The following is a 19,484-nucleotide window of genomic DNA, read 5'->3' as shown; positions in this document are numbered from 1 at the left end:
CTCCCATGTTCCAACGATCCGATCCTGTCCCGGCGGTCGCTCGCACCTTGCGCCACCAGCAGACTGTCCTCACCAATGACGGGGTAGCACTGTCTGTTTCAGATAGCTGCCCGACCGGGGATGCCGATCACACCGTGGTCTTGTTGCACGGCCTTTGTTTGACTCGCAGATCCTGGTACCGGCCGGCCCGGCACCTACGTCGCCACCCAGGCCTGCGTGTCATCGCCTATGACCACCGCGGCCATGGGCGATCGGGACGAGCCCCCCTGGACACCTATACACCAGAGCGACTCGCCGAAGACCTCGCCGGGGTGCTCACCGCGCTCAACGTGACCGGCGCCGTCACACTGGCCGGACACAGCATGGGAGGTATGGCCGCTCTCAGCTATCTGGCGCGAGCACGCATCGCCCAGCCAGTCCGTCCACAGGGACTGGTCCTTGTTGCTACCTCAGCCGGGCAGCTCACCGATCACGGTCTGGGCCGTCTGCTGGCACTGCCGGGCCTCGACACGGCCATCAATGTCGTGCACCACCTTCCCCAGGTGGTCAGCGAGCGCGTCATGCACGCCATAGCGCGGCCCCTGTGCGACATCGTCACCCACGACAAAACGGTATCGGCATCACTGGCTGAGGCATTCCGATCGACCTCGACAGCAACAGCGCTCGGGTTCCTGCACTCCCTCAAATCCTACGACCAACACAACGTGTTGCCCACAATCTCAGCGGCAACGACGGTGATCAGCGGCGGCACAGATCTTCTCACCCCACCGGTCCACTCCGACGCCATGGCCGCGGCCATCACCGGCGCACAACGGATACACCTCCACGAAGCCGGCCACATGCTGCTACATGAAGCCGCAAACGTCGTCAGCGACGCGATCATGGGCACCCTCTCAATAGGTCCCGACGCGCCACCCCTGGTGGCAAACGGGCCCCAGCGCTACGCAATCGCCACGCCAGCCTGATCACACCAATCTGCGGAAGGAACAGCCACATGGTCACCACACCCAGCACCGGCGGGCGCCCACCTGCACAGCACCGCGTGGAGCAGCCGATGACGACTGAATCCCTAAATGGCTTATCCAAGCGCGATCCGACCTCACAAAGTGCGAGCCGTTGGTTGAGCGCCGACAGACGTGAACTGCTGACACGTGTTGCAACAGTCAGTCTGATTGTCACCGCGGTGCTGGGGGCGGGTGTGGTGGCCGGAGCGCGAGGCGACGCCGCCGCGCCTGAGTCCGCGACCACACAGCAACTGAAGAGCATCGCCAACGGACAACCAATGGAGCAGGCGGGTCCACCATCACCATTCGGCTCGGCGATCGCTTACGGACGGGCCTGTGGCTCCGTCTTCACCATCGACAAACTCACCCAAGACACCCTCGCACCGGGGACTCAGTCCGGTGAGCGGCCGCAAGCTGTCGATGGGCAAACCCTGGTGGGATACGCAGATGTTCTCAGCGACATTGGCCGCGAAGGCATCCCGGCCACAATGAGCGCGGCACTGACGTCGCACTCGTTCGCCCTGTCCAACCTCGGCGCCATGATCAGCCACCACGGTGCCAACGAGGACATAAGTTCCGCGGCGGCCGTAGTCCGCGCGACGGGTGCTGTCTTGCATGAATTCTGCAGCCACTAAAGGGTGTCCGCGGCGGCCGACTCGATCGAGTGTTTGGCCGCCGATCCGTCCCCAAAGCCCGAACGCAACTTACAGCGAGGTAGAACAGTGAACCGGTCGAGAATCCTGCGGCGAGTACTAGCTGCCGGTGTTGCTGCCATAGGTATCGCGGTCGGGCAATCGCTACATTCGGCCCCGGCCGGCGGCGACGACAATCAGATCGGCTCGGCTCTGGGCGCTGCTGACCTCTCTGGGCTGCTGTCTCAGGTCAGCATCGTCGATCACCTAGATGAAGTAGACGGATACGAAAGAGGATGCGGCACAGACAAAAACACGGGTGCCAAACAGCGTTGCGTATTCGGCCCCGCTTGGAATGATCCCCTCGATCACAGCGGCTGCGACACCCGCTCTCGGCTGCTTTCACAATCGCTACGCAACATCACCTACAAACCTGGGACCCGCAACTGCAAACCCGTCGCCGGAGTCCTCAGCCCAGATCCATACACCGGCTCCGACATCGACCTCAAGGACGTGGAAGTCGACCACGTGTACGCAATCTCACGAGCGTGGAACGCCGGCGCCTGGAGATGGTCACCAAAACAGCGGCAGATCTTCGCCAATGACTTCACCGAACTGATCGCTGTTTCGAGGACAGCAAACCGCTCGAAATCCGATGCAGGACTGGATGAATGGATGCCCAGCCATCAACCATGCGGCTACGCGAAAAGGTACCTGACTGTGGCCGCCAAGTACAAACTACCCATCACCACTGGTGACCGGGCCGCGGCCATCACAGCATGCCGATAAACAAGAAGGGACGTTGGTAGCGATGCCCAAGGTAGGCAACGTCGTGCAAACCGAAAGTGGCGCGATCGGCGCCGTGGTCGACTGGGTCGATCACGGAATGCGCCCAGGAATCTTCACCATCGAATGGGACGGAATGACTTTCGACGGCGATGCGCCTCCACGGCACTGGACTAAAGACAGCGCGGCAGCACTGAAAGTCCTGAGCTAAACGTCAGACCGCGCCACACAACACCTCAACCCTACGACGAATCTGGATCGGCCCGTGAAAACAGTGATGAAGCAAGCTAACCAATTGAGCGTGGGCGATGTCATCGTCGCCCCAGACAGCAGCCAGCATGTGGTGATCGATGTCGTCACTCACGGTCTGGCCGCCGCGTGGTTGACGATTCACACCGACACGGGCCTCAGACTCGATAAATCCCAAGATGAAGCGAAACTCGACACCTACGACGTCCTAGCGCAGGCAAACCAGACCTAAAGCACTTAGGAGAGGAAGCCCGACTATGGGAGTTCGAAAGTACACGGACACAGCAGGATTAGAGCAGACCGCCGTTGACGGACCCAAGGGCACGGTCCTGGTGACGAAAGGCAAACTGGACCAACGATTCACGGTCTGGTTCAGCAACTCGCTCGGCACCTTATTGCGCACAGGCAATTACGACTCTGCGGTCCAAGCAGCAAAAACCCACGCCGGCCTCGACGAGTCGAACGGACAGGGGGGCTGATGTGGAAACGGTGAAGCGGGCTGACGAGCTGCAGCCCGGCGACGAAATCAAACTCGACAACGGCACCTACATCCAGGTACGCGGTCTACACCTGCCCGGCACGGACTCGAATCCGCACAAGACCGTGGTCCGTGTGCTGCTGGGCGCGACAGGTTGGCGCTCCTGGTCGATCTCCAAACGGGTTACAGTCATAAAACTGGCTGGCGGTGTCGCCGCCATAGGTATCGCGACCGGGCAATGGCTACATTCGGCCCCGGCCGGCGGCGACGACAGTCAAACCGGCTCGGCTCTGGGCGCTTCCGGCCTCTCTGCGCTGCTGTCGCAGGTCCGCATCGTAAACCCCATAGACGAAGTCGATACACGTGGTCGATTTTCACTTCCTGCGCCACGGATAAGTCAGGCAGGCCAGTGATGCTGACGAGGGTATCGCTGTGCGACGCGCAATCTCACGAGCGTGGAACGCCGGCGCCTGGAGGTTCGAATGGGACGAAACGAACTGGCAGCGATCAAACACTGCCACGGCCATGGACTAAAGACAGCGCAGCAGCACTGAGAGTCCTTACCCAGCCGTCCTAGCGCGGTAGACCGACCAAAGATTGCACGAGAGAAAGCGGTGATACCAATGCACACACTTGCCAGCCTCGAGAAGTGCCACGCCCTCACCAGCCCGGGAGTACTGCAGCGCCGCGCAGCCGGCCGGCGAGCACGAGCCCAGGCCGCCAAGTACGGCAGTTTCGACGAGGCCGCCACCCGGGCCCTGGTCGCACAGCTCAACGCAGACACCGCACGCGTCGGGCGCCATATCGCCGTGCTGTCCTGCTTGCCCCGCCCAGAAGTCAACACTTGGGCCACCATGGTGCGCGGCGCCCTGCCGACACTGGAGGTGGCCTCACCCACCCTCTGCACCGGCGCACTGACCGAAGCTGGCCGCTCACGTCGAGGCCGCGAGATCCAACTACATGTCCACGATGCCCGGGTCTTCGTCAACGCCTACGTGCCCCACCCCCCGCACTACAGCTCGATCGATCACCTCTACGTCGACACCGTCGTCTGGCACGCCGGCCGCCAGCAGTGGGAAATGCCCTTCTCCTACAACGAGCATCTCAGCGCCGAACGGCACTGCGAGGAAACCACTCGACCGGGCGCCTCCGTCGGATTCGATCCCGCAGCGACCGGCTCAACCCAACTGCGGCGTTGACCTGAGGCTCGAATCCGTTGAGGACATCGCCTGGCCCGCTCGACTGGATGACCTGCGGAATTAGCGAAGAACTGCAGGTCGATCACAAGCACCCGCTCGACCGAAAACAGGGGGAGTTTGATGACGATGGCGAGAGCATGCATGAGCCGCATTGGCCCGAACCCGGACTCCACCAGCACCGTTGCTCAGTGCTCTCAAAGCATGAGAAAAGGGACTGCGCCTGGCGATGACTTCGAGACCGGCATTCACAAATGCGGCTGCGGCCTTAATTGGGTCGTGAACTGACATAAGGAACTGCGTTCGGGCGCATGGCCTCAACGCATGATGGCGGCGAAAGGAGCGGACGTGACCGAGGATGAGCTAGATGCCCTAGAAGCGCGGTATACGGCCATTGCTGTCCCGCCATGTCGAGTCTGCGGCGGCGAACTCTCTATGCAGTCATCGGGCGGCGGCAAAGCAGCCGTATATGGCTGTACGAACCGACCAGACGGCATGGACTACGGCGTATGGCTCGACACGCATTACAACCCGAGTCGGTGGACGCAATTCCGCCCAGGAGACAGCTACGTGCTGCGGTTGATCGCGAGCTACCGGTCAGTCAAGGCGTTAGCCGACGATTGGAACGAGGGCGGCGCGATGGCGCGGGACGGGGCGCGTGACATCTACGCAGCACTCAACCCGACATAAGGAGTGGTGATGAGGACTCACGTACCCGAGGTGGAGTTGGACGCGCTCGACGCGGGCGCACAGCCTCGCATCGAACTGCGACCAGGCACGTTGGGTCACCAAATGTGCTGGCGCGCAGATGGCCACGACGGGCCGCACATCTCTCAAGACCGCGGCGAGTGGGCGACGTAAGGAGTGAACATGGCCGGACTTGGTCACGTAACAGGGCGACTTATTGGAGCCGAGGTGATGCACAAGCCCTCTGGACGGTTCGGGACTGTCGCCAAAGTGGCTCCACCGGATGGCGTTTACGTCGATTTCGGTGGTCAGACGGAGTATCTGGATGCAGAGGAGTTGAGACAGTGACCGTCACGCCCGAGGAACGCGCCGCCTCGCCCCACCAGCCCATCGCGCCGGCGGATCACCCGCACACCGACCCCGGTGACGGGCGCACCGAGTGCGACACGTGCGGAAAGTACGTGTGGCCATTTCTGCACTCCTGCAAAGGCGTGCCAGTCACCGATGCCGCGATGAAGCGGTTCACAAGCAAGGGCTAGCCCCGGTCCTATGACCGGACAAGGCCCTTTCCGCCCGGTGTCGGCCACCGTGTCGGCACCGGGCCCCAAACCGACATGAGGAAATTCGCTGGGGAACAAGATCGCAACGACAGTGCTACGGAAATCCACTACAGGAGAACAAAACCCATGAAGACCATCATCATCGACCAGTCGCCGTGGCCAGTAGCGGAGTCCGGCGATTTCGACACTCACCACGGCGGCGAGGTATTCACGATACTGGAAGACGAGGATCAGGAACGGTTCTACGCCTATGGCCACGTTCCCGAAGCGGAGATGATCGCCGAGGTCACACGCTATTTGCAGCACAAGATCCCCTCGGGTGATTTCGATGAGCTTTCTAGCGACGCCGCGCACGTCTACGCCAAGTTCGCCGACCAGGATGCTGAACGATGGAACTGGGCGGAAATCACGGCAGACACCCCAGGTGCTTTCCCGCTGACCGTCGCGTCCTTTTGACCTAGGGCGCTGCGATGACGAAGGAATCAAGGGCCAAGGAGCCCGAAGAACTCACGAACTGGCGTGACACCGTCGATCCTGATGTCGATTCAGACTGCACCGTGCATGGCGTAGCCACCTGGTCCAGTCAAGGTGGCCACGAGGTCGTTCATTACTGCGACGACAGGTGTCCGAAGGATTGCCGCATGGGCGGCGTGGAGATCGGCGAGTGGTGCAGCGGTCCACTCGAAATGCGCTAAACCACCTGACGTAGGGCGAGCGCCGAGCCCGCGAAGTCGGGAACAACTGACCTAAGGAGCTGTTGTGAGCGGAATAGCACGAGCCCATTTCGATTGTGGTGCAGAGGATCCCGATGCGCCGCTGATCGCACTATGCATGAACAGCGTCGCCGTGAACCTGTTCAACGACGGCCAGTCCGATAGCTTCGACCGGCCAGAAGGCTGGCACATCGAGCTCGGAACCACCATCGACCGCACCATCGTGCGGTGTCCGGCGCACTGCGAGTGGGTCACCTCGGGCGCCCACGTACACGACCCGCGCGGCCGGTGGGTCGACGCGAAATAAGGAGGCGAACATGGACAACTGCAGGGCCGAGTTTTGCCCGATGTGGGGCGGCAATGACTGCCTGTGCGAGGTGTTCGACCTCGACCCGGATAGCCCGCCGCGCAACGGAACATTCTCCGTCACGGTCTCCAACCACTCGGCCTCCACGTGACCCGACCGGAACCCGCGCCGAATAACCCACCGTGGCAACGGATTGCCCCCGAAGGGGCGACATGATCGACACCCACAACCCGCCGGCCACCAGTCGCGATGAGCAGCTGCATGCATACGACGAGAAACGCCGCATCTATCGCATCGAGCCGCGGTCAGTCCCGGACCAGACGTAGACCCTGCTGTGGGCGACCGGACTGGTCGATCACCACATGCCGCGGGAGCTCGTCGGGGGCTTCCTGGTGGATCAGCGCCGCGGGCACAGTGATACGCAGCTCGGCAACGCCTTTCAGGTGGGCCCGGGCGTCCGGTAGATACCGGTATGCGGTGGCCTGTCCCAGGAAGCCGTCCCCAATCGGCTGTAGGCCGATTCGCTGCCAGTGCCGGGACAACGCTTGCACCGCGGCGGCCTCGGCCGCCTCGTTGGCCGGCTCGTCGAGCGGGTGAGGGTAGAGCAGCGCGAGGGTGTCCAGTGGGCTGGCCATCCGATCGATGACCTCGGCCACCAGCCACGCGCCGAGGTCATGGCCACGCAGCGGCGAAGCGATGGACACCGAGGTGATGATCAAGATCCGATTGAACGGACAGTCGTCGAACTGCTCCTGGACGCTGTAGGCGACATCGTCATCGTCGAACAGCTCGGCGAAGTTCTCGGCGTCCTGAGACAGCGAGTCCAACAGATCCGCGATCGGATGCTCACCGACACGGATGATCAGGAATTCCGCATACCCGGCAAGCACTTTCGGAGCGTCATCCTCGCTCAGGTACGCCAACTCAAGCTCGGCGCGCCACGTCATCATCGCGTCGAACTGGCTCTCACCGGTGCTGGTGTAGCGGACTTTCGGTGCGAACAAGGTCGCGGTCGTCATGGCGGGTTCTTCCGTGCTCGATGGGCGGTTCCGTCTCAACGTAGCGCGGCCGGCGCGCGGGGTTCGCCATTTGTGTGCCCTCAATGCTCGGGCGTGCCGGATCTCCATGGTGTGCGGGATCAGGTTCTGACAAGGATTAATGGCAGTCCCGGCAGCCGGGCCCGGCCGGGCTACGGGAGTCGGATCAGCTCCCTAGCCCGTTGCTCTGGAGAGTGCGCGTGCCGGCGAGGGCGTCCTTGAGGGTGGGCGCGGTCTGAAGTTGGTCGAGCAGAACCCAGAGTCGAGACGACGGATAGATCCCGGTGCCGTTGGGGATGGGATCGAACGGTGGGATCCTGGGCCCTAACTCGTACACGGCGTGTGGTCGATCGTTGGCGTCGTTCTGTGGGAGGTAGGGGAACTGGTCGCGGATGGTCGGAACGACGTCGGCCTGCATGATCCGGTGGATGCGTTGCACGGCAGCTCCCCAACGGAACGCCATGAAGTTTGGCGGGTCTGTGGGCCATCCTCCCGTGCCGTAGGGGTGAAAGTAGCAGTGTTCGTCGGTCACGAATTCTCGGAATGTTGGGGTGCCGTCGCCGCCGGGTCGGTCCTCGCTGAGCACCACGCTGTAGACCATGCTGTCGGCCACTGTGCGCATGCGTATCACTTCCGTCAGGTAGGTGTGCAGCTCTTCAAGCCAGATACGTTCTCGGCCGCGGCACAGGGGTCGCGTGGCCGCGATGTCGGACAGGATCTCTCGCCACGGCAGGTGGACGATGGGGACGCCATCGATCTGTGCCGGCAGTTGTGTTGCCGCGAGCGCGGTGGATGCTTGCGACAGTGAGACAAGCACCCCGGAGCCATACCGGTGAACACGTGAAACATACTGTGCCAGTTGTTTTGTCGTCGGAAGCAGCCAGTCGCGCTTGGCCTCGAAGATCACCAATGTGGAGCTGGCAGGGAGGCGAACTTCCAGGTCGGTGCGACCGACCTCAGCCCGCACTTCCAGTGCGAAGTCGGTGTCCGCGTCGTCACGGTGGGATGGCCAGACGCGGCCGAGCACGGTATCGCTTAGTGCCTTGCATCGCGCCATGGTGAAACCGAGCGCGGCGGTCAGGTCATTCTCGTCCTGGCCGAGAAGGCTGAACGCCGAAACCACCTCAGTTCCGTATCGCGTCAGCGAAGCCACCCCAGGTCCTCTCCCCGGGTGCTGCTGCCGAACCGCTGCGGACCCAGCGGTGGCCGGTTGGCGGACGGGCCGATGCTCATGTCGGGTTCTTGCGTGCAACCACCGTGGTGGCAGTCTCGGCTGTCTCGATGTCGAGGCTGCGCTGGTAGGCCTCGTCCCTGTCGAAAATGAGTTGCGACGTCGCCTCGCCCGTCGCGCGGGAGATACTCACTACCCAGAAGCCGTCAGCCATCGCCGTTCCCACTCGTCACCCGTTCATCGTGTCTGAACAGCAAGGATGGCACGTCCCCGGGTGTGGCCGGGCCGGATGACGGATCCGGATCTCGCTTCGGGCGGTACTGCTTCAGGGGATTTGGGGCATGCCTACTGGTGGCTGAGGGCGGCCCGGGCGGTGGCGTACTTCGATTCGAGCCGGGCACGTGTCTTCGGATCGAGCTGTGCCAGACGTCGAGGGTCGCTGTTGTCAGCGATGTCGGCCATCTTCACGGCGTAGGCAATCGTGTTGCGGCGGATCGCGGCGTAGTAGTCGTCCGGCGCGACGGTGGGTTTGCGTGTCAGGAGTCTGACAGCTTCCACAACGTGGGGTGGGATTCCCTGGGCGAGGAGGTCTGCATCGGTGACGGGAGTGTCCTCGAGGACGTCGTGCAGGAGCGCGGCAGCACGGTGTTCAGGGGTGTTCGGGGTGACGCGCTGCGCGACCCGGCGCGGATGCGCGATGTAGTCGGCGCCGCCCTTGTCGACTTGGCCGGCGTGCGCGGCGGTGGCGATCTTGTCGGCTAGCTCATCGAGCATCATGTGTGTGCTTTCGACGGTGAAGGTGAAAGGCGGGCGGGTATCCGCGCCGCGGGCAAGGTTCTGAGGTTCGTCGCTTCCAGTGTGACATCGGCAAGGGACAAGGCGCCGCGGAATTTGTGGCGGTCGTATGTATCGGACCTGGCCGGATGTCGCTGACCTTCGTGCGATGTCACGTGCCTACGGGCGAGCGAGCGAGCGGGCGCGGCGGTCGGTCGGTCGGGTTATTTGATGTCGGAGCGGGTTTCGTGGCTGCCCACACCCGGTGGCCCCGCGGCGAATTCCCCAGCGGTGCGTATGGATGTGTAGCGGTGGCCGGACACGAGGGGCTTGCCTGCCTCGTTCAAGAATGACTGCCTGAGGTCGGCAATGCTCAGTCCGAGAAACTGCGATAGCGGCACCAGCGTGAGCAGGCTCAGGGTGGGGTCAGGCGCCGCGGCGATCGGCCCCACTCCGGTGCGGGTGAGGACGCGGTAGCCGCGACTGAGCTGCTTGCCGATCGTGTACCCGGGGGCGAGGTCGTCTACGGCCCAAGGAAGTTCGAGCGGTGGCAGTCCGACGTTCTCGCGAAGGTCATCACCGAAGAGGCCGAACAGGTATGTCTCCAGTATGGCGGTGCTGGCGGCGAACAGCAGTGGACGCATCTCGTCGGCGCTGGCCTCGACGACTTCCACGCGAGCGTTGGCGCGCCAACGGATGTGATAGCGGGTAGGCGCTTCTGTTTCGGGGACGAGCAGTGTGGTCGCGGTGGTGTCGTCGGTGGTGCAGAGATAGCCGACGGCGCGCGCCCAGCCGCGCAGGGCGTCGCTGAGTGGCGGTGGCGTGGTGGTCATCGGTGGGACACGATACGGCGCTGTGACCAGCGCTGATGGTGCGTCCCCCTGGGAAACGGCCCGGCCGGCGTCGGGCCGTTTGGGGTTGGTTGCGGGCGTGGACGCTGGTCAGGCCTCAGTAGCCGGCGGCCTGGGTGTCGGTCATGCCGACTTGTGGGCGGTGAGGAGCAGGGCCGGCAGGTAGGTGAGACCGTCTTCGTCGGTACGGAAGTCGTGCTTGGGCAGGTTGGGAATGTCGGGAAGCCGGACCGCGACGTGGGAGGGCTCGATGGCGTCGACGGTCCAGTGCTTGGCGACGGCGTCGCGAACTTCGGCTTCGGTGACGAGGTTTGGCACCGGGCACGGCGAATCGACCGGCAGTGCATCGGTGGTGAACACGAGTAGGTAGAGGCGCCCGCCCGGGGCTGCCGCGGCGTAGATCCCGCGAAGGTAGTCGTCGCGTGCGTCAAGGGGCAGAGAGTGGAACAGGGTGCAGTCGATGACTGTGTTGAACTGGGGATCGCCCAGGCCGAGAGCGGCCAGGTCGCGCGCATCGCCTTGAATGAAGCGGGCGCTCAGGCCGCGGCCTCCGGCTTGTTCTGCGGCGTCGTTGATGGCGGCGGTGGAGATGTCGATGCCGGTGACGTCGTGGCCGGCGTCAGCGAGTGCGAGGGTGAGGTCGCCGACGCCGCATCCTGCATCGAGCACGGGGTCTTGGATTTGTCCGGTGGCGATGAGGTTGGCGATGGCGGGTTGGGGTTTCCCGATGTTCCATGGGGGAGGGCCGGCGAAGATGTGGCCGCGGTAGGCGGCGTCCCAATCCATAACGTCTGACATGGTTTGCAGCGTAGCGGGCTGTCGGGTGTTGTATCTCAGTGCAGCTTCGCGGGTCTCGGCCGTGCGAAGTACCAGGGAAAGATGGGTCGTTCGAGCATGAGCACATCGAACGACTCGTCGACGTTGGACTCGGCGATCGCAGTTTGGACGGTGGCCAGCTCGGTCTCGATGGCCGAGCGGTCGGTGGAGAAGGACAGGCCCCAGGGGGTGTGGTGGCCGCTGTCGCGGTAACCAACGGTGTACTCGTAGGGCGATGACCGATCGTCGTCTTCCCGCGCAGGAGCCCAAGGCAGAATCCTGCGTTCGACGAGGGCCACCTCGCCTTCGCCGAACTTGGCGACCTCGGATTCTGCGGAACTGCGGTGCAACGTGACAGTGCTGTCTGGCAACGGCTGGAGTTCAGTGTTGACGCGGCTTGCGACCGCGTACACCAGCAGTGGAACCGGAACCGAGGACGGTGTTCCTGGATGCATTGCTTCCTTTCCCGTTGTCATTTCGCTGGGGAGCTCAGAGGCGCTGGCGGTATCGGCCGTGGGCGACTGCGGGGGCGGAGCCGACGGCTTCGCCGATCTGTTTCCACGTTGCGCCGGCGCTGAGGGCGGCGGCTACCGCGTCGACGTCGGGCGTGCGGATGCGCTGGCGGCGCCGTTCGACGAGGGCGTTGGAGATGAGGGCGAGCACATCAAGGGACCAGTCGAGGCGGTAGGCAGACAGTGCGCCCCACTGGGGGTCTGCGGGATTTGCAGCGAGTAGCACCGCAGTGATGTCTTCGGCGTCGCCGGGCAATGTCATGCCGGCCGCGGTGAGACGGTTCGTGATGCGGTTGCTGGCGATTCGCCGGGCGGCGTGGAGTGCGGCGGCGCGGACCTGATCTTCATCACTGCAAGACGTTCCGTCTTCCATAGGTGTAGACACTAGGAGCCATCAGCGACGATGACATCTGCTAATACAATATGGCATGCCCTGTAATGCAGTATGTTCTGCAGGTTCGCGAGGCGGCGCTACGAGCGGCTACGTGCCCATGCGCGTGGGGATCGTGTCGCGCAAAACAGCCTGTGGCCAGCGGAAACGACACGTCCCGAGGCGTGTGCGGGCGTGAGTTCTGGGCGGAACCCTGCGCAGGTCGCCTCTCTCCCAATGGATTAAAGGGGTCATGAAGACGCCTTTGCCAACTTCTCGCGTTCACGCAGGGCCCGCCCAACCCATTATTCGGAGCCTCTGCCCTGGTGCGATGCAATCACGCCCGATTGGCCGGCTGCCCATGGAGGCGCGCCCCCGCGTGACATGAAATATGAAGCATTGTTCATGCGGTCTTGCGTCGGGCGTTGGCAAGGTCGGCGCGCGAGTTGTATCCCCGGGGCGGGGAGGGCAGTGAGTGTTGGAATCCAGGGGACCACGGCCACTGCGGTCCGTACTGTGCGGCGATCGCGTCTGCCACCGCATTGCGGATGGCCACTTCGCACAGGTGCGGTGGGACAAGGAACGCGCTCGCCCTCACCCGGAGACAGCGGAGAATTCCAGAGTTGAGCCCCGGTTCCGTATTCGGACCGGGGCTCAACTTTTTGCCGTATGCCAGTGCTGTACCCGCCGTTGCCGCCGCGGTCGGCCCGCCGCCTTGGCTAGGTGGTGTCGCTCGGGAGGCTGGCCCGCCGATACTCTTCGACGCCTCGGATCGAGTGGTCGAGGCGCCGGGCGCCGTTGATGGTGGTTGAGCGGATTGCCGCTGACGCTGCGGTGGTGGCAGCTTGTTCGTCGTCGGCGGACACTTCCAGGTCGACAATGACTTGGACCAAGAACCGTTTCGTTGGAGATGGCACGCCGAGCGGTTCGTTTGTCACCAAGGTCCCCTTGAGAGTGGGTGGGTTGTTGTCGTTGCGCTCCGTACCCTATTGATGCTGCGTCGGCTGGGAAGCGATGCCGGCGGCGCGACAGCCAGCCGCAGGATCAAGGCGATGGATTCGTCTGGTTGCAGCTGCGTTAGAGCGTTGAATTCGCTTTGCAGTTCGGCCAATTCGGTTGCGAAGGGCGTGGAGAGCTCCTCGAGTTCGGTGGCGGTGTGCGCGTAGAGGAAGACTGGGGACACCGGCTGGACTCCGAATCCTTGTTGCTGAGCTGCGATCCATACGGCTTCGACTGCCGATCCGCCAGCGGCGTAGGCGCGCAGGTCGTCGCCGGTTACCGTGACGACGGCCAGAGCCGAGCTGGCCAGGACGCGGTCTCGCATGTCGTCGCCGAGTGCGGATCCGGCGTCCCATTCGGCCAGTTGCTCCATGACGTCGGGGCGGCGCAGGACGTCGAGGACCGCCATTTCGCCTGGATCGAATTCGAGGCTGCGTACGTCGATGCCTGTATCGGGGTCCGGGTCGCCGGGCCAGCGCAGTTCGGAAATCATCTCCTGGTGCAGGTGTGGCGTCAGGAACCGTACGCGGTCGGCCGCGGCGAGGATGTTGGCTGCTTGGGCGATGTCATCTCGTTGGGTGAGCAGGTGCAGGCGTGCGCCGTGCTGTCCGGCCGCGTCGGTGAGCTGTGTGGTGGTGGCGTCGTCGAGCGGCTTGGGCGTTCCGTGGTGGCGGTTCGATTCGCGGGCCAGCATGGGCTGGTAGAGCCGTGCGAGTGCGGGGTCGTTGCCGTCGTCGGTGATGCGCATGGTGGCCTGCAGTGGCGCGCTGCCGGCGGCGGTGACGGTGACAGGACCGAGTACGTGGTGTTCGGCGGCGGCGATCTTGATGTTCAGCAGTGCTGCGCCCAGGGCGACGGCGCTGCCGCGGAACTTGAGGTCCATGGTCGAGGTGTGGTCGGGGTCGATACCGACAGTGATGGAGTCTTCGGTGAGAGCGATCTGCCAGGGCTGAGTGTTGCCGCCGGAGGGGGCGCGCATGGCGGCTGTAGCGAGGTGTTCGAGTGGGCCGCCGTCGAGGGCTTGTGGGGTGTTCGGCTCGTCGGGGATCGGTTCGTGTTCGTAGCGATGTGCCATGTCGGGCTCGTGGATCTGGCCCAGGGCCCAGCTGACGTCGATGCGGCTGCGGCCGGATCGGAGTTGTTCGCCGAGGCCGATTCTGCGGACAGCTTCGGCGATTGCGGCCGCCCCGATGATGACGTCGGAAGCCAGTTGCGGCCAGGTGGACAGGGAGCGGTCGATCTCGATGAGGGAGGCAGCTGTGCGCGGCGACAGACGTTCGGCTTCCAGGTGGCGCAGGACGTGGGGGATCTTCTCGCGGCTGGTCATGCCTGGGAGAAGTCCGATGTCGAGTTGTCCGAGCAGTCCGTGCAGGATGGGGCGCTCGGGTTCTTGGTCGAAGCGTTCGACGTCGACGATGCCGCGGTCGCTGGTGGCCATGAGCACGGGGATCTGCAGGTCGCGTGCAGCGACGCGGAGTAGGGCTTTGATGTCGAGGGAGTCGCACTCTTCGACGGCGATGTCGAGGCCCTTGACGAAGTCGTCGAGTGTTTCGGCGTCGAGGCCGGTGTCGAGTACTTCGACGGGCAGATAGGGGTCGAGCTCGGCGATTCTGCGGGCGGCGACGACGGCTTTGTTGATCCCGAGGTCGAAGACGGTGGCCGGCACCCGGTTGAGGTTGGACAGTTCGAGGTGGTCGAAGTCGGCCAGGCGCAGTTTGCCGCATAGGCCTTGGGCGGCCAGGGTGTGGGCGATGACGTGGCCCACGCTGAGACCGGCCACCCCGATCGTCAGGGTGCTGAGAGTGGTTTGCTCTGCGGCGGTGATGTTGTTGCGGTTGCGGTCCAGTCGCAGTGCCTGGAATCCGCGGGGGCCGAGCACCGCGACTACGGCGCGCCGCCAGGGGTAGTAGGCCCATCGTCGGTGCTCGCGCAGCAGCTCGTCAGCCGGTGGCGGGCGAAGTGCGCGCAGGCTTTCCAGTTGGGCGTCGTGGTCGTCGAGGAAGTCGATGTCGGGGTCAGCGCGGAGCTCGTCGAGCAGGGCGTTGTCGTCAGGGTTGGTTGGGTCGAGAACTCGTGCGGTGTAAGCGGTCTGCATGCTGTTCCTTCGCTGATTCGGCACCGGGGTGCCGAGGGCCTCAGTCGTAGACTATGTCCGACGCTGGGAGGTGTGCGCGTGACTGATACTGCGCATAAGCAAACTGTGGCGGATCTTCCGCTGGCTCCGATTAACCCATTGCCGTACAAGCAAAAGCGTGATGCTTTGCGGAACTTTCACACTGGCACTGACATTCTGCGGGACGCCGGCGGGCCGGTGACCCGGTTCAGTCTTGGTCCGCGGTGGCTGATGCCGCCGATCGTTTTAGCCACCTCACCTCAAGGTATCCGCGACATCGTGGGTGTGCGTGACGGCTCGATCGACAAGACGAGCGGGGTGGGGCGAGAGCTTCGGCGTTTGCTTGGTGGCAATTTATTCGTGTTGCCGCACCAGGAATGGCTACCGCGTCGGCGCACGCTGCAGCCGGTGTTCACGAAGAAGCGGGTGGAATCTTTCGGCGCCCATATGGCCGAGGCCACAGAGATGGTGGTGTCCTCGTGGACCGACGGCGCGCAGATCAGCCTGGACGCTGAGGCGCGCCAGCTGACGATGCGTGCGTTGGGCCGCTCGGTGTTGGGTCTTGATCTGGATGAGCGGGCGGATGTGGTGGCCGAGCCGTTGCGGGTCGCGACCAGTTATGCGGTGCGGCGGGCTCTGAAACCACTGCGTGCACCGGCGTGGTTGCCGACGCCGGCGCGGCGGCGGTCTCAGGAGGCCGCGGCGGCGATTCGGGGGTTGGCCGGCGAGATTGTGCGTGCGTGTCGTGCTGATCCGGAACTGGATGCGCCGCTGGTGCAGGCGTTGATCGCCGCGCGTGACCCCGAGACCGGGCAGCCGTTGACTGATGAGGAGATTCGCGATGAGCTCGTGATCTTCGTGTTCGCCGGCCATGACACGACGGCTACGACGCTGACCTATGCGTTGTGGCAGCTGGGGCGCCATCCGGACGTGCAGGAGCGGGTGGCCGGCGAGGTCGCCCAGATCGGTGATCGGCTACTGGCGCCGGGCGACGTCGAGCAGCTCGGGTACACCGTGCAGGTTCTTCGGGAGGCCCTGAGGCTGTGCCCGCCGGGGCCCACCGGGACGCGGATGGCGGTCGAGGATGTCGAGGTCGCTGGGTATCGGGTTGAGGCGGGGACCATGTTGGTGTTCGGCCGGATGTCGGTCCAGCGTGACCCGACGCTATGGGAGGACCCGTTGCGGTTCGATCCTGAGCGTTTCACTCCGGAGAATATGAAGAAGCTGCATCGCTGGCAGTACGTGCCGTTCGGTGGCGGGCCCCGGTCGTGCATCGGTGATCACTTCGCCATGCTGGAGGCGACGTTGGCGTTGGGCTCGATTGTTCGTCGCGTGGAGCTGACCTCGTTGGAGGATGATTTCCCGTTGGCTGTGCCGTTCACGATGGTGCCGGGCGGGCCGATCCCGGCCCGGGTCGTGCGTCGCTAGCTGTTGTGCTCTGCGGGGTCGGATGTGAACTGGCCGTGGCGGATCAGCGCGGTAACAGATGCGTCCCACCGACGTAGCTCGGCGGGTGTGGTGAATGCACCGTCGATGTGGCGGGCGATGTGAGAGCGCAGCATGATCGCGCCCAGGCGCAGTATCAGCGGGTTGAGCGCGGCCCAGTCCGGGTCGATGTCGGGTCTGGTGAGCCCCGCTGCGGCGAAGGTGTCGCGCTGTCTGGCGCTGATCTTGAGCAGCCCGTCGAAGATCACGACACCTATGTTGTTGCCTTCACTGAGGGCGCGTCCTACGTAGTCGACGATGTCCGGATGGTCATGGATGAGCTTGGAGAAGCGGCCACCAAGCGATTTGAAATCGTCAGCCGGCTCGGCTGGTACCGGTAGCGGGTTGGATTCGAGGGCTTCGGCGAACACGCGCAGGACGTGGTCGTCAACGGCGGTGATCAGGCCGGCTTTGTTGCCGAAGTGGTGTTGCACCAGGCCGACGGACACCCCGGCGGCGTCAGCAATCGCGCGCATGGTGGTTGCGCTGATGCCGTGAGCAGCGAAGCGCTGTAGCGACGCGTCGCGTATCCGCTCTGCGTTGGACAACTCGACGGGGGTCGGCTGCTGGAGGAGGAACACCGAGCCTTCCATAGCGCTCGACAATACAGCACGCCAGTGCGGCAATACAGTTGGATAGCGGCAACAAGCCCTGGTCGGGGTGCAGGTAGTGGACTTCCCTATAGTCCTGGCAATACAAGGCGCTTGCCGCACCATACGTCGATGTGGTCCAATACAGCGGTCTTGTAGTCCCATACGTGAATATTCTGTACGCGCGGCCGACGGCGGACTGAGAACGAAACCGTGGACCCGCATCGACCATCAATTGGTCGATGCGGAAGTCGATACCCGAGGCGTGCACCGAGCAGACGGGGTGACACATTGCCGAACATCACTTATCCGACGCCCGCAGGTGCTTTGCCGGGATATCTGGCGAAGCCAGCAGGTGATGGTCCCTGGCCTGGGGTAGTGGTCATCCAAGACGTTCGGGGGATGACGGCCGATCTGCGGCGAATCAGCGATCGCCTCGCCGGCGAAGGGTATCTCACACTGGCTCCCGCCCTGTACGGGCGAGGCTTCAAACCCAGGTGCATGATCACCACCATTCGTTCCCACTTCGCGGACACCGGCGATGCCTACGACGACATCACCGCCGCGCACAACTACCTGATCAGCGACGCGCGGTGCACTGGCCGAATCGGGCTGATGGGATTCTGTATGGGCGCGGGCTTCGTCCTGCAGTTGTCTCCACGAGGGCTCTTCGACGTAGCCGCGGCCCAATATGGGCTGGCTCCCAAAAACGTTGAGGCGCTGGCGCGCTCATGTCCTGTCGTCGCCAGCTACGGCGCCAAGGACCGCATCGTCAAACAGGGCTCGGCCAGCGCGCTGGAGTCCGCACTAGCCAAAGGGTCTGTCGATCACGACATCAAGGAATACCCGAACGTCGGCCACAGCTTCATGAACAAGACGGGCATCCCGGCCCCATTCACGATCGTCGAAACCCTTGCTGGCTTCGCGTATTCGGCGCCCGAAGCCGAAGACGCCTGGAGGCGTACTTTCACCTTCTTCGAAAAGTATCTGACCCAAACGACGGGTCCATCTGGGCTTTCCGATCAGGACGGTATCAATGATGCGCCAACCAACTGAGCAGGTAGCGCGGCGGCTTCCCGCTCGTTGGCGACCAACAAGTACTGATGGCTACCCCCGGCCCCATTCCCCTGGCTGCGAATGGCACAGCTCAGAACTCTTGAGTATCCACAGCGGACGGTGCACGAACTCTTCGAATGACCCGTCCGATTCTTCCCGCAGTCGTGAACTGAGCTCGCGAGCAACCCGCTTTGTCTCCAGCGAATCATCTTGTGCTGCATCGAAGACCGCTTCGACCTCTTTGACGAAAGGCACGCCGTGGCCACTATGACGGGTGAACCCACGTATCGACCATGGTTGGACGTAGCGCCCCCCAGCGACTACCTCCGAAACATCGCCAACTCGGCAACTGGCAAAGGCTACAAGGCCTTCGCCAAATCCTTGCTCAAGATCGAGGAAGGAACCGTCGTAGTCGACCTCGGATGCGGCGCCGGGGTGGATCTTCCCGCATACGCCGAAGCCGCCGGCCGCACAGGCAAAGTGATCGGCGTCGACGAGGACCAGCAGCTGCTGACCCATGCGGTGAAGACCACCAGCCACTTGCCAACGGTGTCATTCATTGAGTCCGACATCCACCAACTCGCCATTGACACTGACAGTGTGGACCGCGTCCACATCGACCGTGTGCTTCAACACGTGGATTCGCCGGCCACCGTTCTTGCCGAAGCAGCTCGGACTCTGCGCACCGACGGCATGGTCGTCTGCGTCGAGCCGGACTGGGCAACCCTGGTCATCGATCACGCCGACGTCGCCTTGAGCGACTCCTACACCCGCCATTTCGTCGCGCAGGTCATTCGCAATGCCACGATCGGGAGGGCCTTGCCCAGGTTGCTCGACGAGGCAGGGTTCAGCGTCGACGCGATCTATCCCATTACGGCGTTCTGGACTGACGCAATCGAAGCGGACAAGATTCTCGGCTTCCGTGACGTCTGCGAACACGCCGTGACTGACGGTCTCCTGCCCGCCGAACGAACCCAGAACTGGATCGATGACCTCATGGCGGGGCCGTTTTTCGGCGCCTTGTCCCTGTTCATTGTGTCCGCCCACATCAAGAGTCTGTGATTGAAGGAAGGCACTATGCATCGATCACCGATCGCG

General features: G+C 63.7%; 27 protein-coding genes. 16 read left to right on the top strand and 11 right to left on the bottom strand.

Annotated elements, in window-relative coordinates; genetic code table 11:
- The first annotated feature begins 5 nt into the window (after positions 1 to 5).
- The 13 genes from AC4LGL_RS27850 (at position 6) to AC4LGL_RS27790 (ending at position 6,763) form a co-directional block, all read left to right on the top strand.
- A complete protein-coding gene (locus tag AC4LGL_RS27850; RefSeq protein WP_491841565.1) occupies positions 6 to 965 on the top strand; it encodes an alpha/beta fold hydrolase in 960 nt (319 codons plus the stop codon).
- An 89-nt stretch (positions 966 to 1,054) separates the two neighbouring features.
- Positions 1,055 to 1,639, top strand: coding sequence for a hypothetical protein (locus tag AC4LGL_RS27845; RefSeq protein ID WP_491841564.1), 585 nt, complete (start codon positions 1,055 to 1,057; stop codon positions 1,637 to 1,639).
- A gap of 87 nt (positions 1,640 to 1,726) precedes the next feature.
- The gene (locus AC4LGL_RS27840; protein ID WP_491841563.1) at positions 1,727 to 2,425 is read left to right on the top strand and encodes an HNH endonuclease family protein; all 699 of its coding nucleotides are present in this window, start codon (positions 1,727 to 1,729) and stop codon (positions 2,423 to 2,425) included.
- Positions 2,426 to 2,468: 43 nt separating this feature from the next.
- Positions 2,469 to 2,633 carry a hypothetical protein gene (locus AC4LGL_RS27835; protein WP_491841562.1) on the top strand — a complete coding sequence of 55 codons (165 nt, stop codon included), beginning with the start codon at positions 2,469 to 2,471 and terminating at the stop codon, positions 2,631 to 2,633.
- A 54-nt stretch (positions 2,634 to 2,687) separates the two neighbouring features.
- On the top strand, positions 2,688 to 2,903 hold the full coding sequence (locus AC4LGL_RS27830) for a hypothetical protein (protein WP_491841561.1): 216 nt from the start codon (positions 2,688 to 2,690) through the stop codon (positions 2,901 to 2,903).
- A 248-nt stretch (positions 2,904 to 3,151) separates the two neighbouring features.
- Positions 3,152 to 3,562 (top strand): hypothetical protein, encoded by a 411-nt coding sequence (locus AC4LGL_RS27825; RefSeq protein ID WP_491841560.1) that lies wholly within the window; start codon positions 3,152 to 3,154, stop codon positions 3,560 to 3,562.
- A 210-nt stretch (positions 3,563 to 3,772) separates the two neighbouring features.
- Complete coding sequence (locus tag AC4LGL_RS27820) at positions 3,773 to 4,348, top strand: hypothetical protein (RefSeq protein ID WP_491841559.1); 576 nt, start codon at positions 3,773 to 3,775, stop codon at positions 4,346 to 4,348.
- Between the two features lie 345 nt (positions 4,349 to 4,693).
- On the top strand, positions 4,694 to 5,035 hold the full coding sequence (locus AC4LGL_RS27815) for a hypothetical protein (protein ID WP_491841558.1): 342 nt from the start codon (positions 4,694 to 4,696) through the stop codon (positions 5,033 to 5,035).
- 9 nt (positions 5,036 to 5,044) lie between these two features.
- The gene (locus AC4LGL_RS27810) at positions 5,045 to 5,206 is read left to right on the top strand and encodes a hypothetical protein (protein WP_491841557.1); all 162 of its coding nucleotides are present in this window, start codon (positions 5,045 to 5,047) and stop codon (positions 5,204 to 5,206) included.
- A 170-nt stretch (positions 5,207 to 5,376) separates the two neighbouring features.
- Positions 5,377 to 5,571, top strand: a complete 195-nt coding sequence (locus AC4LGL_RS27805) for a hypothetical protein (protein WP_491841556.1) — start codon at positions 5,377 to 5,379, stop codon at positions 5,569 to 5,571.
- A gap of 147 nt (positions 5,572 to 5,718) precedes the next feature.
- A complete protein-coding gene (locus AC4LGL_RS27800; protein ID WP_491841555.1) occupies positions 5,719 to 6,048 on the top strand; it encodes a hypothetical protein in 330 nt (109 codons plus the stop codon).
- Positions 6,049 to 6,351: 303 nt separating this feature from the next.
- The gene (locus tag AC4LGL_RS27795; RefSeq protein WP_491841554.1) at positions 6,352 to 6,612 is read left to right on the top strand and encodes a hypothetical protein; all 261 of its coding nucleotides are present in this window, start codon (positions 6,352 to 6,354) and stop codon (positions 6,610 to 6,612) included.
- A 10-nt stretch (positions 6,613 to 6,622) separates the two neighbouring features.
- On the top strand, positions 6,623 to 6,763 hold the full coding sequence (locus AC4LGL_RS27790; RefSeq protein ID WP_491841553.1) for a hypothetical protein: 141 nt from the start codon (positions 6,623 to 6,625) through the stop codon (positions 6,761 to 6,763).
- 154 nt (positions 6,764 to 6,917) lie between these two features.
- Here AC4LGL_RS27790 and AC4LGL_RS27785 read toward each other — a convergent pair whose 3' ends face one another.
- From AC4LGL_RS27785 to AC4LGL_RS27740, 10 genes are all read right to left on the bottom strand, one after another.
- Positions 6,918 to 7,631, bottom strand: coding sequence for a hypothetical protein (locus AC4LGL_RS27785; protein WP_491841552.1), 714 nt, complete (start codon positions 7,629 to 7,631; stop codon positions 6,918 to 6,920).
- Positions 7,632 to 7,815: 184 nt separating this feature from the next.
- Complete coding sequence (locus AC4LGL_RS27780; RefSeq protein ID WP_491841551.1) at positions 7,816 to 8,802, bottom strand: hypothetical protein; 987 nt, start codon at positions 8,800 to 8,802, stop codon at positions 7,816 to 7,818.
- Between the two features lie 76 nt (positions 8,803 to 8,878).
- Complete coding sequence (locus tag AC4LGL_RS27775; RefSeq protein ID WP_491841550.1) at positions 8,879 to 9,034, bottom strand: hypothetical protein; 156 nt, start codon at positions 9,032 to 9,034, stop codon at positions 8,879 to 8,881.
- 131 nt (positions 9,035 to 9,165) lie between these two features.
- A complete protein-coding gene (locus AC4LGL_RS27770) occupies positions 9,166 to 9,594 on the bottom strand; it encodes an HD domain-containing protein (RefSeq protein WP_491841549.1) in 429 nt (142 codons plus the stop codon).
- A gap of 224 nt (positions 9,595 to 9,818) precedes the next feature.
- Complete coding sequence (locus AC4LGL_RS27765; protein ID WP_491841548.1) at positions 9,819 to 10,427, bottom strand: Imm61 family immunity protein; 609 nt, start codon at positions 10,425 to 10,427, stop codon at positions 9,819 to 9,821.
- 141 nt (positions 10,428 to 10,568) lie between these two features.
- Positions 10,569 to 11,243, bottom strand: coding sequence for a class I SAM-dependent methyltransferase (locus AC4LGL_RS27760; protein ID WP_491841547.1), 675 nt, complete (start codon positions 11,241 to 11,243; stop codon positions 10,569 to 10,571).
- Between the two features lie 35 nt (positions 11,244 to 11,278).
- Positions 11,279 to 11,716 carry a hypothetical protein gene (locus AC4LGL_RS27755; RefSeq protein ID WP_491841546.1) on the bottom strand — a complete coding sequence of 146 codons (438 nt, stop codon included), beginning with the start codon at positions 11,714 to 11,716 and terminating at the stop codon, positions 11,279 to 11,281.
- Positions 11,717 to 11,750: 34 nt separating this feature from the next.
- Positions 11,751 to 12,146 (bottom strand): hypothetical protein, encoded by a 396-nt coding sequence (locus AC4LGL_RS27750; RefSeq protein ID WP_491841545.1) that lies wholly within the window; start codon positions 12,144 to 12,146, stop codon positions 11,751 to 11,753.
- Positions 12,147 to 12,862: 716 nt separating this feature from the next.
- Entirely contained in the window at positions 12,863 to 13,036 is a 174-nt protein-coding gene (locus AC4LGL_RS27745) for a hypothetical protein (protein ID WP_491841544.1), read from the bottom strand.
- A gap of 41 nt (positions 13,037 to 13,077) precedes the next feature.
- On the bottom strand, positions 13,078 to 15,237 hold the full coding sequence (locus tag AC4LGL_RS27740) for an Rv1355c family protein (RefSeq protein ID WP_491841543.1): 2,160 nt from the start codon (positions 15,235 to 15,237) through the stop codon (positions 13,078 to 13,080).
- Positions 15,238 to 15,315: 78 nt separating this feature from the next.
- On the opposite strand from AC4LGL_RS27740, the gene AC4LGL_RS27735 reads away from it, so the two are divergent.
- Complete coding sequence (locus AC4LGL_RS27735; protein ID WP_491841542.1) at positions 15,316 to 16,683, top strand: cytochrome P450; 1,368 nt, start codon at positions 15,316 to 15,318, stop codon at positions 16,681 to 16,683.
- Here the strand turns inward: AC4LGL_RS27735 and AC4LGL_RS27730 are convergent.
- The gene (locus AC4LGL_RS27730; RefSeq protein ID WP_491841541.1) at positions 16,680 to 17,333 is read right to left on the bottom strand and encodes a TetR/AcrR family transcriptional regulator; all 654 of its coding nucleotides are present in this window, start codon (positions 17,331 to 17,333) and stop codon (positions 16,680 to 16,682) included. The genes AC4LGL_RS27735 and AC4LGL_RS27730 overlap by 4 nt on opposite strands.
- A gap of 288 nt (positions 17,334 to 17,621) precedes the next feature.
- On the opposite strand from AC4LGL_RS27730, the gene AC4LGL_RS27725 reads away from it, so the two are divergent.
- Positions 17,622 to 18,386: a dienelactone hydrolase family protein gene (locus tag AC4LGL_RS27725; protein WP_491841540.1), complete on the top strand. Its 765-nt coding sequence runs from the start codon at positions 17,622 to 17,624 to the stop codon at positions 18,384 to 18,386.
- Between the two features lie 297 nt (positions 18,387 to 18,683).
- Entirely contained in the window at positions 18,684 to 19,448 is a 765-nt protein-coding gene (locus tag AC4LGL_RS27720) for a methyltransferase domain-containing protein (protein ID WP_491841539.1), read from the top strand.
- The last annotated feature ends 36 nt before the right edge of the window (positions 19,449 to 19,484 follow it).

Source organism: Mycolicibacterium arcueilense, assembly GCF_058536225.1.
Note: the sequence above shows the minus strand (reverse complement) of the source record. Positions and strands in the feature narration are given on the sequence as shown.

What these genes read in the sequence shown, in the direction of transcription:
- AC4LGL_RS27850 (WP_491841565.1), top strand. Translation starts at nt 6, where the DNA reads ATGTTCCAACGATCCGATCCTGTCCCGGCGGTCGCTCGCACCTTGCGC.
- AC4LGL_RS27845 (WP_491841564.1), top strand. Translation starts at nt 1,055, where the DNA reads ATGACGACTGAATCCCTAAATGGCTTATCCAAGCGCGATCCGACCTCA.
- AC4LGL_RS27820 (WP_491841559.1), top strand. Translation starts at nt 3,773, where the DNA reads ATGCACACACTTGCCAGCCTCGAGAAGTGCCACGCCCTCACCAGCCCG.
- AC4LGL_RS27810 (WP_491841557.1), top strand. Translation starts at nt 5,045, where the DNA reads ATGAGGACTCACGTACCCGAGGTGGAGTTGGACGCGCTCGACGCGGGC.
- AC4LGL_RS27800 (WP_491841555.1), top strand. Translation starts at nt 5,719, where the DNA reads ATGAAGACCATCATCATCGACCAGTCGCCGTGGCCAGTAGCGGAGTCC.
- AC4LGL_RS27790 (WP_491841553.1), top strand. Translation starts at nt 6,623, where the DNA reads ATGGACAACTGCAGGGCCGAGTTTTGCCCGATGTGGGGCGGCAATGAC.
- AC4LGL_RS27785 (WP_491841552.1), bottom strand. Translation starts at nt 7,631, where the DNA reads ATGACGACCGCGACCTTGTTCGCACCGAAAGTCCGCTACACCAGCACC.
- AC4LGL_RS27775 (WP_491841550.1), bottom strand. Translation starts at nt 9,034, where the DNA reads ATGGCTGACGGCTTCTGGGTAGTGAGTATCTCCCGCGCGACGGGCGAG.
- AC4LGL_RS27770 (WP_491841549.1), bottom strand. Translation starts at nt 9,594, where the DNA reads ATGCTCGATGAGCTAGCCGACAAGATCGCCACCGCCGCGCACGCCGGC.
- AC4LGL_RS27765 (WP_491841548.1), bottom strand. Translation starts at nt 10,427, where the DNA reads ATGACCACCACGCCACCGCCACTCAGCGACGCCCTGCGCGGCTGGGCG.
- AC4LGL_RS27760 (WP_491841547.1), bottom strand. Translation starts at nt 11,243, where the DNA reads ATGTCAGACGTTATGGATTGGGACGCCGCCTACCGCGGCCACATCTTC.
- AC4LGL_RS27755 (WP_491841546.1), bottom strand. Translation starts at nt 11,716, where the DNA reads ATGCATCCAGGAACACCGTCCTCGGTTCCGGTTCCACTGCTGGTGTAC.
- AC4LGL_RS27750 (WP_491841545.1), bottom strand. Translation starts at nt 12,146, where the DNA reads ATGGAAGACGGAACGTCTTGCAGTGATGAAGATCAGGTCCGCGCCGCC.
- AC4LGL_RS27740 (WP_491841543.1), bottom strand. Translation starts at nt 15,237, where the DNA reads ATGCAGACCGCTTACACCGCACGAGTTCTCGACCCAACCAACCCTGAC.
- AC4LGL_RS27730 (WP_491841541.1), bottom strand. Translation starts at nt 17,333, where the DNA reads ATGGAAGGCTCGGTGTTCCTCCTCCAGCAGCCGACCCCCGTCGAGTTG.